This window comes from Plantactinospora sp. CA-290183 (assembly GCF_050936375.1).
Lineage (GTDB): Bacteria > Actinomycetota > Actinomycetes > Mycobacteriales > Micromonosporaceae > Plantactinospora.
The window spans coordinates 1-12532 of the sequence record NZ_JBNJMX010000027.1 but is presented as its reverse complement, the minus strand read 5'-3'; the positions used below and the strand labels follow the sequence as shown (position 1 = coordinate 12532).

The 12532-nt window shown below is 72.4% G+C and carries 10 protein-coding genes; 2 read left to right on the top strand and 8 right to left on the bottom strand.

Annotation, left to right across the window (positions count from 1 at the left end):
- Positions 1-10: 10 nt before the first annotated feature.
- From wecB to ACQEUR_RS22840, 3 genes are read right to left on the bottom strand one after another with little or no spacing between them, the layout of a single operon-like run.
- Positions 11-1168 carry a non-hydrolyzing UDP-N-acetylglucosamine 2-epimerase gene (gene wecB, locus ACQEUR_RS22850; protein ID WP_433034647.1) on the bottom strand — a complete coding sequence of 386 codons (1158 nt, stop codon included), beginning with the start codon at positions 1166-1168 and terminating at the stop codon, positions 11-13.
- Positions 1165-2292, bottom strand: a complete 1128-nt coding sequence (locus ACQEUR_RS22845) for an NAD-dependent epimerase/dehydratase family protein (RefSeq protein ID WP_433034645.1) — start codon at positions 2290-2292, stop codon at positions 1165-1167. Before ACQEUR_RS22845 ends, wecB begins: the two co-directional genes overlap by 4 nt.
- Positions 2289-3329 carry a polysaccharide biosynthesis protein gene (locus ACQEUR_RS22840; RefSeq protein ID WP_433034643.1) on the bottom strand — a complete coding sequence of 347 codons (1041 nt, stop codon included), beginning with the start codon at positions 3327-3329 and terminating at the stop codon, positions 2289-2291. Before ACQEUR_RS22840 ends, ACQEUR_RS22845 begins: the two co-directional genes overlap by 4 nt.
- A gap of 310 nt (positions 3330-3639) precedes the next feature.
- Between ACQEUR_RS22840 and ACQEUR_RS22835 the strand changes: the two genes are divergently transcribed.
- A complete protein-coding gene (locus ACQEUR_RS22835; protein WP_433034642.1) occupies positions 3640-4800 on the top strand; it encodes a glycosyltransferase in 1161 nt (386 codons plus the stop codon).
- 195 nt (positions 4801-4995) lie between these two features.
- The gene (locus tag ACQEUR_RS22830; RefSeq protein WP_433034640.1) at positions 4996-6447 is read left to right on the top strand and encodes a hypothetical protein; all 1452 of its coding nucleotides are present in this window, start codon (positions 4996-4998) and stop codon (positions 6445-6447) included.
- Between the two features lie 2 nt (positions 6448-6449).
- Here ACQEUR_RS22830 and ACQEUR_RS22825 read toward each other — a convergent pair whose 3' ends face one another.
- The 5 genes from ACQEUR_RS22825 to ACQEUR_RS22805 form a co-directional block, all read right to left on the bottom strand.
- Positions 6450-8498 (bottom strand): acyltransferase family protein, encoded by a 2049-nt coding sequence (locus tag ACQEUR_RS22825; protein ID WP_433034638.1) that lies wholly within the window; start codon positions 8496-8498, stop codon positions 6450-6452.
- A gap of 25 nt (positions 8499-8523) precedes the next feature.
- Positions 8524-9579 (bottom strand): NAD-dependent epimerase/dehydratase family protein, encoded by a 1056-nt coding sequence (locus ACQEUR_RS22820; RefSeq protein ID WP_433034636.1) that lies wholly within the window; start codon positions 9577-9579, stop codon positions 8524-8526.
- The gene (locus ACQEUR_RS22815) at positions 9576-10913 is read right to left on the bottom strand and encodes a nucleotide sugar dehydrogenase (protein ID WP_433034634.1); all 1338 of its coding nucleotides are present in this window, start codon (positions 10911-10913) and stop codon (positions 9576-9578) included. The genes ACQEUR_RS22820 and ACQEUR_RS22815 overlap by 4 nt, the downstream gene beginning before the upstream one ends.
- 137 nt (positions 10914-11050) lie before the next feature.
- The gene (locus ACQEUR_RS22810) at positions 11051-11920 is read right to left on the bottom strand and encodes an NAD-dependent epimerase/dehydratase family protein (protein ID WP_433034632.1); all 870 of its coding nucleotides are present in this window, start codon (positions 11918-11920) and stop codon (positions 11051-11053) included.
- The coding region (locus ACQEUR_RS22805; protein ID WP_433034630.1) for a sugar phosphate nucleotidyltransferase at positions 11848-12532 on the bottom strand (685 nt) is incomplete at its 5' end. The genes ACQEUR_RS22805 and ACQEUR_RS22810, both read right to left, overlap by 73 nt.

Here is a 12532-nt window from a genome sequence, read left to right as displayed (position 1 = left end):
GGCGGCGCCGTCAGCGCCGGATGCCGGCCCATTCGTGGTGGCGGCGGACGGTGGACAGGATGAAGTCGACCACCCGGCGGGACGTGTCCGGGACGCGGTAGTCCGCCGGACAGGGCACGCCGCCGGCCCGGACCTGGTCGACCACGACCGAGATCGCCTCGACCACACCCTGCGGATCGAGGCCGGTCATGATGATGCCACCGGCGTCCAGCGCCTCCGGACGCTCGATCGACTCCCGCAGCGTCACCGCCGGGAACCCGAGGATCGCCGCCTCCTCGCTGATCGTGCCGCTGTCCGACAGGGTGCAGCGGGCCCGGGTCTGCAGGTGCACGTAGTCGAAGAGCCCGAACGGCTCGTGGAAGGCGACACCGTCCAGCGCGGTGGCGTCGGCGGTCAGCGCCTCCAGCCGCTTGCGGGTGCGGGGGTGCGTGGAGACCAGCACCGGCAGCCGCCAGGTGCTCCGGACCGCGCGCAGGCACTCCAGCAGCCGGTGCAGGCGTTCCGGCTGGTCGACGTTCTCCTCGCGGTGGGCGCTGACCACGAAGTAGCCGTCCGGCTCCAGTTCGAGCTGGTCCAGGATGGTCGAGCCGGCGATGTCCGTACGGTGGTGCTCCAGCACCTCGCGCATCGGCGAGCCGGTGTGCGTGATCCGCCGCGGGTGCAGCCCCTCGGCGAGCAGGTTGCGGCGGGCGTGCTCGGTGTAGACCAGGTTGAAGTCCGCGACGTGGTCCACCAGCCGCCGGTTCGTCTCCTCCGGCACGTTGAGGTCGAAGCAGCGGTTGCCGGCCTCCATGTGGTAGACGGGGATCCGCATCCGGCGGGCCATCAGCGCGGCGATGCAGCTGTTGGTGTCCCCCAGCACCAGCAGCGCGTCCGGGCGCAGCTCCTCGATCGCCTCCTCCATGCCGATCAGCACCCCGCCGAGGACCCGCCCCAGCGAGGAGGTGTCGACCCGCAGGAAGCGGTCGGGCCGGCGCAGCCGGAGTTCGGTGAAGAAGACCTCCGACAGCGTCCGGTCCCAGTTCTGCCCGGTGTGCACGAGCACGTGGTCCACGGTCCGGTCCAGCCGGTCGAGCACCCGGGAGAGCCGGATGATCTCCGGTCGGGTGCCGACCACGGTCATCACCCGGGTCGCGGCGGACCGGCCCGCCCCGGCGCCGCCGCTCATCCGACCACCGCCGGCACCCGGTCGCCGACGGGCTCCGGATAGGTGTCCGGACGGTCCGGGTCGAAGAGTTCGTTGGACCAGAAGAGGGTGAGCAGTTCGTCGGTGCCGGTGTTGACGATGTTGTGCGCCCACATCGTCGGCATGTCCACCACCACCGGCTCCTCGCCGCTGACCGCGAAGCGGGTCACCTCGGTGTGCCCGATCCGGCGCAGGCTGATCTCGGCGGTGCCGCGCAGCACCGCGAAGCGTTCCACCTTGGCCAGGTGGAAGTGCTCACCCCGGACCACCCCGGGGTGGCTGGTGGAACAGAAGGTCTGCCCGGCACCGCCGTGCGCCCTGACCACCTCGACCAGTTCGCCGCGCCGGTCGGCGTGCCGGGTCAGCGGCAGCGGGTAGTGCGCCGGGAAGCAGTGCGACCGGTAGGTGTTGAAGAGCCGGACCTCGTGCCGGTCCGGCAACGGCGGGATCTCGCCGCTGCGGTACGTCGCCGCGATGTCCCCGAGCCGGTCCGCGAGGGCCCGTACGCCGGTGCGCAGCGCCGGCATGCTCGCGTCCCAGGCGCCGGTCGCGGGCGCGTCGACCAGCCGGGCGGCGGCGTCGCCGGCGTGCACCAGCGCCAGTTCCCGGTCGTCGCGGACCTCCGTCGCACCGCCGGTGGCGAGGGTGCGGCAGAAGGTGGCCACCACCGAGTTGTAGTGCGGCCGGCCGTGCTCGCCGTAGAGGTTCGGCAGCCGCAGGTCGACGAAGCCGGCGGCCGCCTGGGCCGCCGCGGCGACCAGGGTGTCCGCCGCCACCGACTTGGAGTCGCCGTACGGGGTGCCGTTGCCGGCCTGCACGGAGTTGGCGAAGACGATGCTCTTCGGCGGGTGCCCGCACCGGCGCAGCCCCCGGGCGAGCGTCGCGGCCAGTTCCACGTTGCCGGCCGCCACGTCGGAGGGGTCGCCGCGGTTGACCCCGGCCAGGTGCAGCAGCCGGTCCACACCGCCGACCTTCGCCGCGACCAGCGCCGGTTCCGCCAGCTCGGCCCGGGTCACGGCCACCGGCTCGGGCCAGCCCAGGGCCCGGGCCAGGACCCGTACGTGCCAGCCGAGGAAGCCGCCGGCACCGGTCAGCGCGAGCCTCATGACACCAGGGCGGCATCGCGGGCCGCCAGCTCGGCCCGTACCTCGGGCAGGGTGCGCAGCAACTGCCCGATCTCCGGTACGGCCAGCCGGGGCGCGTTGGCGGAGTTGAAGTCGGTCCCGTGCACGCCCTTCGGGTCCCCCTCCGAGACGTAGCGGGCGTAGTTGAGGTCCCGGTCGTCGACCGGTACCCGGAAGAAGTCGCCGAAGTCGTCCGCCCGGCTCAGCTCCTCGCGGCTGGCCAGCGTCTCGTGCAGCTTCTCGCCGTGCCGTACCCCGATCAGGTCCAGTTTGGCCGGCACGTCGAAGAGCTGGCAGAGCGCGACGGCGAGGTCCCCGACGGTGCAGGCGCCGGCCTTGCGGATGAAGATGTCCCCCGGCCGGGCGTGCAGAAAGGCGTGCTCGACCAGCTCGACCGAGTCCGCCAGGGACATCAGGAACCGGGTCATCGACGGGTTGGTGACGGTGGGCGCCCGGCCGGCCCTGATCTGTTCGATGAAGAGCGGGATGACCGAGCCGCGGGAGAACATCACGTTGCCGTACCGGACGCTGGAGATCGTCGTCCGGCTCCCCCGGTTGTTCCGGGCGTGCGCCTGGGCGACCTTCTCCATCAGGGCCTTGGTCATGCCCATCGCGTTCACCGGGTAGACCGCCTTGTCCGTGCCGAGCATGACGACGGAGCCCACGTCGTTGCGCTCGGCCGCCTCGACCACGTTGACGCTGCCCAGCACGTTCGTGCGGACCGCCTCCAGGGGGAAGAACTCGCAGGACGGGACCTGCTTGAGCGCGGCGGCGTGGAAGACGAAGTCCACGTCGCGGGTCGCCCGGAGCACGGTGTCGTGGTCCCGCACGTCGCCGACGTAGTAGCGGACCCGGTCGTCGCAGAGCGTCCGCCGCATGGCGTCCTGTTTGGCCTCGTCGCGGCTGAGCACCCGTACCTCGCCCACCGCGCGGTCGAGCAGCCGGCGGGTCATCGTCTGGCCGAAGGAGCCGGTGCCGCCGGTGATGAGCACCCGGCGATCGGCAAACAGTGCAGTCAACGTCGCTCCCTCGTCGTCACTGGGGGGTGGCAACCGACGTTCACCTGGTGACGCGTCGGGACGACCACATCACGGGCAACGAGTTGCGATGGTCCCGGAAACGCCCTGGCGCCCGGATACCGCACGCACCTCCCCGATATATGACAAATGGCCGAAAGTTGGCCCGTACTTCGTGAAAATCCCCGGAACGGCACGGATGAGCTGATAGAACGCTCATGGCCGCTCCGGCCGTACAGCAACGGAGGCTCGACTTGGACCTGGTCAACTCCGGCGACCCGCATCGTCGACCCGACCCGATCAGTGCCGTCCGGTGAGCGGCCGGATCCAGCAGCAGACCCCGAACCGGCCACCTCCGCCGCCCCGCCGACCCGTCAGGGTGGCGCACGTCATCGGCAGCCTGGACCGGGGCGGCGCCGAGACGGTGTCCCTGGACATCTGCCGCTCGCTACCGCCGGACGAGGTCGAGCAGACCTTCATCACGCTGGGCGGGCGGGAGGGCAGTCTGGCCGAGGAGTTCCGGGCCGCCGGCGCCCTGGTCCGGCAGTGCCCGCTCTCGCCGGTGCACTCCTTCGCGCCCCGACTGTTGCGGGGACTGCGGTCGGCCCGCCCGGACGTCGTCGTCGCACACGTCAGCCTGACCAGCGCGGTCGTCCTGCTGTTGGCGCAGGCCGCCCGCGTGCCGGTACGGGTGGCGCGGATGTGGAGCGAGGGCGACGGGCGGCCGGACACGCTGCCGTGGCGGGTCCGGCGGACGTTCCTCAGACACCTGCTGCGCCGCACCGCCACCGACGTCGTGGGGGTGACCGCCGCGGCGCTGGGACTCGCCGCCCCGCCGCTGCGCGACGCCCGCTACCGGGTGCTCTACAACAGCGTCTCGGTCGAGCGGGTGGAGGGCTGGGAGCGCCGGCCCGCGCGTGAGCGGTGGAACCTGCCGGCCGAGGACCCCGTGCTGCTGCACATCGGGCGGGCCGCGGCGGTGAAGAACCGCCCGTTCCTGGTCGACGTGCACCGCGCCGTCCGTGCGCGGTGGCCGGAGACGAGGCTGCTCGCCGTCGGTCCGGGCGGCACCGACGACCTCACGTCCGCCCACCCGCGGATCGGCGACGACCCGTACGTCGTGCTCGCCGGCGAGACCGAGGAGATCGCCTCGGCGCTGGCCGCGGCCGACGTACTGCTGCTGCCCTCGCACTGGGAGGGCATGCCCGGCGTGGTCCTGGAAGCCCTGGCCGCCGGCGTGCCGGTGGTGGCCACGGACCTGCCGTGCCTGCGGGAACTGGCCGCACACGTGTGCGGGCTCAGCCTGCTGCCGCTGTCGGCCGGCCCGGACCGCTGGGCCGACGCCGCGATGCGACAGGCCCGGGCGTCCGCCGGCGCCCGCCGGGAGATCCGCCAGAGTCTCCGGTCGTCGCCGTTCCTGCTCGATCGTGCGGTGCGGGAGTGGAGAGCCCTGTGGCGGACAGATGCGCGGTGAACCCGTGGCGATGCCCCGCGCCGGCCGGCGCGGCGGAACCTGGGGCCAGACACCGAGACACCGAGAAGACAGGGGGCTGAGGTGAGCGCGGTTGGCGGTACGCACCGGATCCTTGACCCGATCCAACCCGGCAGGACCACCGCCAGGTGGCGGCCGAGGGACGACGGCGCCAGCCTGGCTCTCTCCTGCCTCCTGGTGACCACGACCAGCACCACACTGGCGCTGGTCGACCCGAGGCTCCGCCACTGGTTCCTCATCCCGGTGACGGTGTGCGGCGTACTCATCGGCATCGACGCGGTGGACTGGACGCTGCGCCGACGCGACATATTCGACCCGCAGGCGGTGCTGGGGCTGCTGGGCGTCCACCTCTTCTACCTGGCGCCGATCCTGAACGTCATGCTCGACTACTGGCCCCGCTTCGTCGTCGGCCCCGCCGACTGGCGGGAGGCACTCGGCATGATGGGGCTGCTGAACGCCGTCGGCCTGTGCCTCTACCGACTCGTCCTGGCCGCCCCCGACCGGGCGCGGTCGTCCACAGGCCGGTCCAGACAGTTCAACCTGGACGCGTTCTACAAGATCGGTCTCTTCGCCGCCGCGGTCAGCGTACTGGCGTTCTGCGCCGAACTCGTCACCCTGGGCGGGGTTTCGGGCTACCTGAGCACCGTGACGGAAGGGTCGGAACGCTCCCAGCTCAGCGGGCTGGGCTGGCTGCTGATCATCGCCGAGGCCTTCCCGATGCTGATCTTCGCACTCGTCGTCGTACGCTGGCGGCACGAGCTCGCCCGGAACCGGTTGGCGCTGGTCCTGGTGCTGGTCGGCCTCGCGGCCACGCAGTTCTTCGTGGGCGGGCTGAGAGGCAGCCGCAGCAACGCCATCTGGCCGATCCTGATCGGGCTGACCCTGATCCACCTGCTGGTGCTGAGGGTCTCCAGGAAGTCCCTCTTCATCTTCGTCGCGTTCCTGGCCGTCTTCATGTACGTCTACGGGCTCTACAAATCCGTCGGGCTGGAGGTGCTCGACGCCGCCCGGGGCACCCGAAGCGTCGAGGAACTGTCCACCGAGAGCGGCCGGAACGTGCCCACCCTCCTGCTGGGCGACCTCTCCCGGGCCGACATCCAGGCGCTGGTGCTCGACCGCCAACGCACCACGGACGCCGAGCCCGCCTACGGGATCACCTATCTCGGGGACGTCTCGTTCCTGGTGCCCCGGGCGATCCTGCCGGAACGGCCGAGGGACAAGGTCGCGGTCGGCACGGACCTGATCTTCGGGCCGAGGGCGTTCGAGTCGGGGATCAAGTCGAGCCGGGTCTACGGTCTCGCCGGGGAGGCCATCATGAACTTCGGACCCCTCGGCGGCGTGGCCTCCTTCGCGTTCCTGGGGATGGTCGTACGGCTCCTCCGGCGGTACTACGCGCGGGCGCGGCAGGAGGCGGCCCTGGCGCCGAAGCTGCTGGCCCCGATGCTCTGGGCGTGCACGTTCCTGCCCACCGCCGACCTCGACAACAACGTGTGGTTCCTGATCAAGTTCGTCCTCCCCCTCGCCGCGGTGGTGTGGCTGGCGCAGTGGCTGCGGCCGACGGCCCCGCTTCCCACGCCGGGGTCGCGGCGGCCGGTGGCGGTACCGGGCCTGCCCGGTCGAGGCACCTGACCCTAGTTCCGGCCCGCCCGCCCGGCGCCGCCGACGTGCGCCAGCGCGTGCCGTTCGATGACGTCGCCCAACGCCAGGGTGATCTGCGGGCTGAGATGGTGCCGGTCGATGTAGACCAGCGTGTCGCCGATGATCGGCGGGCACTCCCGCGCGGAACACAGGTGGTCGTTGAGGTCGAGTACCTGCCGTCCCCGGCCGCGTACCAGCTCCGCCTCGGCGCGGCTGAGGTCGGCGTCGACGGCGGTCGAGCGGAGCAGCGCACAGGACATCGCGGCCGAGAGCCGGGCCGACAGGCAGCTCGGGACGTCGACGTCGGCGGCGGGGGTGTCGGCCAGCACCGTCAGGCCCGGCACGGTGGAGAGCCGGTCGAGCGTCCGCGCCAGGCCGGCCAGCCACTCGTGGCGGGGAACGGGCCCGTCGTGGGTGGCGTTGGTGCTGTTCGCGAGGAGCACCAGGTCCGGTTGCTCGGCGCCGATCCGGTCCAGGGCCCGGGAGCGCCACTCGTCGCACTCGCGGTACTCCCGGCCGAGGTAGACGCTCGTCTTCCGTACGCTCGCGCTCGGGCATCCGGACTTCGTCAACGACACCAGGCGGAACCCGCGCCGGTCGGCGACCGCTCTCAGCGGCGGGAACCAGTGGGCGGCGTGCGAGTCGCCGAAGAGGACCAGGGTGACGTCCGAGTCGGCCCGCCCGTACACGCAGTCGTGGACGACCTCGTCCAGGAAGTCCGCGTGGCAGCCGTCGGAGAAGACGGGCGGGAAGTCGGCGGCGGCGGACCGCAGCGGTGGGACGAGATTGCTCGGCACGTAGCCGGTCCAGTCGGCCCGGTCGATGGTGGAGCCGGCGATGGATTCGGCCGTACGGTCGACGTGCAGCGCCGGCGGTACCGCGAGCAGCACGGCGACGGCGGCGCCGGCCACGGTGCCGGCGGCGCCCATCGCCAGCGACCATCCGGGCCGCGCGCCGAGCCAGCGATGCTGCCGTACCGGGTTCTCCACCAGCCGGTAGGTCAGCCACGCGACGACCACGGTACCGGCGAGCACGGCCGCCCGGGCCGGGCCGGGCAGGGAACCGCCGCGGACTCCTCCGGTCAGGACCAGCAGCGGCCAGTGCCACAGGTACACCGAGTACGACAGCCGGCCCACGAAGGTCAACGGCGCGCTGGCCAGCACGGCCTGCAACGGCCCGGGCCGACCCGTGCCCGCGGTTATCAGCAGGGCCGCACCGGTCACGGGGAGGGCCGCCGCCCAGCCGGGAAAGGTCACGTGCCCCACCAGCAGCGACGGCGCGACGACGACGAGCGGGAGACCGCACCAGCCGAGAGCCCGCAGCCACCGCGCCGGACGGTGGCCCGTCCGACCGGTGAGGAGGGCGAGCAGACCGCCCACGGCCAGTTCCCAGGCCCGCGTCGGCAGGCTGAAGAACGCCCACGGCTGGGCGAACGTCGTCAGGACCACGCAGAGCCCGAACGACCCGACGAGCACGCCGGCGACCACCACGCGGGCGGCGGTCAGCACCCCCAGCCGGCGCAGCACGAAACAACCGCCGATGAGCAGTGCCGGCCACACCAGGTAGAACTGCTCCTCGACCGCCAGCGACCAGTACTGCTGGTACGGCGACGCCCCGACGTGATCGTTCAGGTAGTCCGTGTCCCGCACCGCGAACCAGTAGTTGGCCAGGTAGCCCAGCGTGGCAAGGGCGTCCCGCCGCAGGTCGAGCAGCCCCAACGGCGGCGTGAGGAGCTTCGCCAGGCCGAAGGTGGCGAGCGCCACCACGATCGAGGCCGGTAGCAGCCGACGGGCCCGGCGGGCGTAGAACCGGGACAGGTTGATCCGCCCGGTCGTCCGCCGTTCCCTGACCAGCAGCCCGGTGATCAGATAACCGGAGATCACGAAGAAGACGTCGACGCCGACGAAGCCGGCGTCGAATCCCGGGGTCTCGGCGTGGTACAGCACCACCAGGATGATCGCGACCGCCCGTAGACCCTCGATGTCGGGGCGGAAGGACGACGCCCGGGACACCGATGGTGCTTCCCGTACGGAGTTCGACACCGTTGCTCTTCCCGACGACCGGCGCTCAGCCAGGTCGCACCGGGGTACCCGCCGGTCCGGGCTCGGCGTCCACGTCGCGGTGCCCGGCCCGCGGCCGGACGGATCGGCCGACCTCGCGCGCCTGCCAGTCCCGGTACCACTCGAAGGTGCGGCGCACCCCCTCCTCCAGCGACACCGCCGGCCTGAACCCCGTCAGTCGACGCAGCTTCTCCAGGTCCGGGCAGCGCCGGTGGACCGAGCCGGGCGGGGCGGGCATCGGCCGCAGCACCGCGGTCGCCCCGGCCACCCGCAGCACCAGCCTGGCCAGGTCGGCGATGCTGGTCTGGGCCGCGTCGCTTCCGATGTGGACGATCTGTCCGGCCGCGGCCGGACAGTCCATCAACCGCAGCATCGCCTCGACCGCGTCGTCGACGTAGCAGAAGGCGCGATGCTGGTCGAAGCCCCACACCCGGAACGGGTCCTCCCCGCTCAGCGCCCGCAGCGACATCTCCGGGACGACGTGGTCGGCACCCATGCGCGGGCCGTACACGTTGTGGAACCGCCCGATGACGGCGGGACAGGTCTTCGCCCGGGCGGCGTGCACGAGGGCGACCTCGCCGAGGAGCTTGCTGACCGCGTACGCGAAGCGCGGCGCCGTCACGTCCGCCACCATGACGGGCACGTCCTCGCCGGTCGGCACCGGCACGATGCCGGCGTCCACCCCGCCGGCGTAGACCTCGCTGGTGGAGCTGAAGAACACCCGTTCCCCGGGCGCCACCCAGTCCAGCAGGTGCATCGTGGTGAGCGTGTTGACCCGGATCACCCGCGCCGGATCGGCCTCGACGTTGCGGACCCCGACCACCGCGGCCAGCAGGTAGATCTGGTCCCAGCCCCGGGGCAGTCGGGCCCAGGCGTCGGCACTGGTCAGGTCGGCGGAGATCACGTCGACCGCCGGGTGCGCCCGCAGCGCGGCCAGCCGCTGGTCGTCGCGGCCCCGGGAGAAGTCGTCGACGACGGTCACCCGGTGCCCGTCGGCGACCAGCCGGTCGGCCAGGTGCGCGCCGATGAAGCCCGCACCACCGAGGACGAGCGCCCGCATCATGCCCCCGCCGTCGGCACGCCGGCGTCGGCCACCGCGCTGTCGAGCGGAGCCGGCAGGTAGCCGATACCGGCGTAGCGGATGCCGGCGGCCGTGATGGAGCGCTCGTCGAGGATCCGCCACGAGTCGTAGACCAGCCTCGGCCGGTTCCCACCGAGCACCGAATCGACCTCGATCGCCCGGTAGTCGGGGTGGTCGTTGACCACGAGCACGGCGTCGGCCTCGGCGAAGGCCTTGTCGAGGCTGGTCGGCTCGCCGCCGTACCGGCGGATCACGTCGTCGGAGACCATCGGGTCGTGCCCCTGCACGAGCAGTCCGGCACCGCGGAACACCGGCATCATCGCGGCGATCGGGGTGCCGCGCATGTCGTCGGTGGGCGGCCACCCCTTGTACGCCCAGCCGAGTACGGCCAACCGGGCGCCCTCGGTCGCGCCGCGCTCCTGCCGGATCAGCTCCACCACCCGGGTCGCGACGTGCACCGGCAGGTACTCGTTCAGCCGTCGGGCCGCGCCGACCAGGAACGTGCCCGCCTCGCCGGCGCTGTCGACCAGGAGGTACGGGTCCTTGGACAGGCAGCCCCCGCCGACGTACCCGGGCCGGCTCAGGTCCGGTCGGGGATAGTCGAGGTTCGCGGCGTGGATGACCTCCAGCGGGTCGAGCCGGTGCCGCTCGGCGATCAGCGCCAGCTCGTTGCCGAAGGAGTAGATCAGGTCGGTGTGGCAGTTGTTCGCCAACTTGACCAGCTCGGCCGCCTCCAGGCTGGAGACCGGCACCACCTGGGTGGCGAATCCGGCGAAGAACGCCAGCCCCGCCCGCAGGCTCTCCTCGTCCAACCCGCCGACGACCTGGGGCAGCTCGACCAGCTCGCGCAGCGCCTGACCCTGGATCGTCCGCTCCGGAGCCATCACCAGCCGGGCGCGACCCCAGGCCGCCAGCAGCGGCGGCAGCACCACCCGGCGACTCGTCCCGACCGGCACGGTACTGCGGACCACCACCACGGTCTCCGGTCCGCACCACCGCCCGACCTGGTCGGCCGCGGCCGCGAGGTTGCCCAGGTCGGGCCGGCCCGCCTGCTCGTCGAAGGGGGTGGAGACGCAGATGACGGCGACGTCGACGTCCTCGGGCAGGGCGCTGCCGACGACCAGGGACCGCCCGAGGTGTTCGGCGAACGCCTCCTCGACGCCGGGCTCGAAGATGTGCGGCCGCCCGTCGCGCAGGGCCGCCAGCACCGCCGGTTGGGCATCCGCCCCGTACACCTGGTAACCCTTGCGCGCCAGCGCGGCGGCCAGGGTCAGGCCGACGTACCCGAGTCCGACCACTCCAATTTTCCGGTACAACTCTTCCGCTCCTTCCGAATGGACACCCCGGCCGTACCGGTCCTGCGGGATCCGCCGGCCCGGCCGGCCGCCGGGTCAGCTGCCGGGAGCCGGACACCTCGCCGACCGCGCCGTACGCCGGACGCGTCGCCGTCGACCTACCCGACCGGCCCGAGCCAGCTGGCCTTGACCGACTCCGCGAAGTCGTACGCGGGGACCCAGTGCAGCAACCGCCCGGCGCGGCGGATGTCCCCGCACATCCACCCGACGGCCGCCGAGCGCTCCGGCGCCGGTCGGTCCTCGCGGATCTCACCGGAGAACCCGGCGGTCTCGGCGAGCAGCAGCACGGCGTCCCGCGCCGACACCGCCCGACCGCTGGCGATGTTGTAGACGCGTTCGGGCAGCGTCTCGGCGAACGCCGCGACGGCGACCGCGGACGCCACGTCGCGGACGTCCACGAAGTCCCGGTACGCCGCGAGTGAGCCCAGCGAGATGTGCCCCGCGCCCGTGCCGCGGCGCAGCAGCGCACCCGCCCGGCCGAGCAGGGACTCGTCCGGCAACCCGGGACCGATCGGGTTGAAGACCCGCAGCACCACACCGTCCACCCGACCGGCGGCGCCGGCCAGTTCGACCAGCCGGGTGGCGGCCAGCTGGCTCACGCCGTACTCGCTGACCGGTACCGCCGGGTCGTCCTCGGCCACGAGGTGCCCGCGCGGCACCACGCCGTACTCGGCGGCCGACCCGAGCCGGATCAGCCGGGCCCCGGGTGCGTCCGCCGCGACGGCGGCGATGAGCTTGGCGGTGACCAGGGTGTTCGCCCGGACCAGGTCCTCGGCGCCGCCGACGAGCCGCCCGGTGCAGTTGACCACCACGTCCGGGGCGACGGAGCGCAGCAGTACGCCGAGTTCCGCGGCCTCGCAGCGCACCAGGTCGTACTGGTCGCGTCGTGGGCAGGTCAGCGACGCGTACGGGGCGAGCGCCCGGCGCACGTGCCCGCCGAGGAACCCGGACGCGCCGAAGAGGAGCACGCTGGTCGTTGGCTGGCCTGCACCAGGTAGTAGTAGACCGACTGGCGCCTCGAAGCCAGGTTGGCCTCGTCGTAGTCCTCGGGGCGGCCGATGTCGAGCCAGTAGCCCCGGAAGTCGTAGCTGGCCGGCCGTTCGTCACGGTCGAGCAGGTCCAGCACCAGCTGGTCGAAGCCGAACGCGAGCCCTTCCGGGTAGGCGGCGATCGTGCGGGCGGAGAGGGCGTAGACACCCATGCTGACCTGGTAGTCGAGGGTGGGCTTCTCACTGAACTCGACGATCCTGCCGTCCTGCACGGCGAGCACGCCGAAGTCGACGTGGACGGTGCGACGGCAGGTGGCGACGGTCAGTGGAGCGTCCGAACAGGAGTGGGTGTGCAGCAGGTCGGCGTAGTCGAGGTCGGTGAGGACGTCCCCGTTCATCACGAGGAAGTGCTCCGGCAGCCGGTCCCTGATCCCGAAAGCGGCCCGATCGTCGAGAGCGGGACGCGTTCCTCGACGTAGTCGACCCGGAGGCCGAAGCGCGATCCGTCCCCGACGCAGCGCGCGACTGCCGAGCCGAGGTGGCCGATCGCCAGGGTCGGGTAGCGCCTTGCGCTGCCAGCTGACGGTAGGA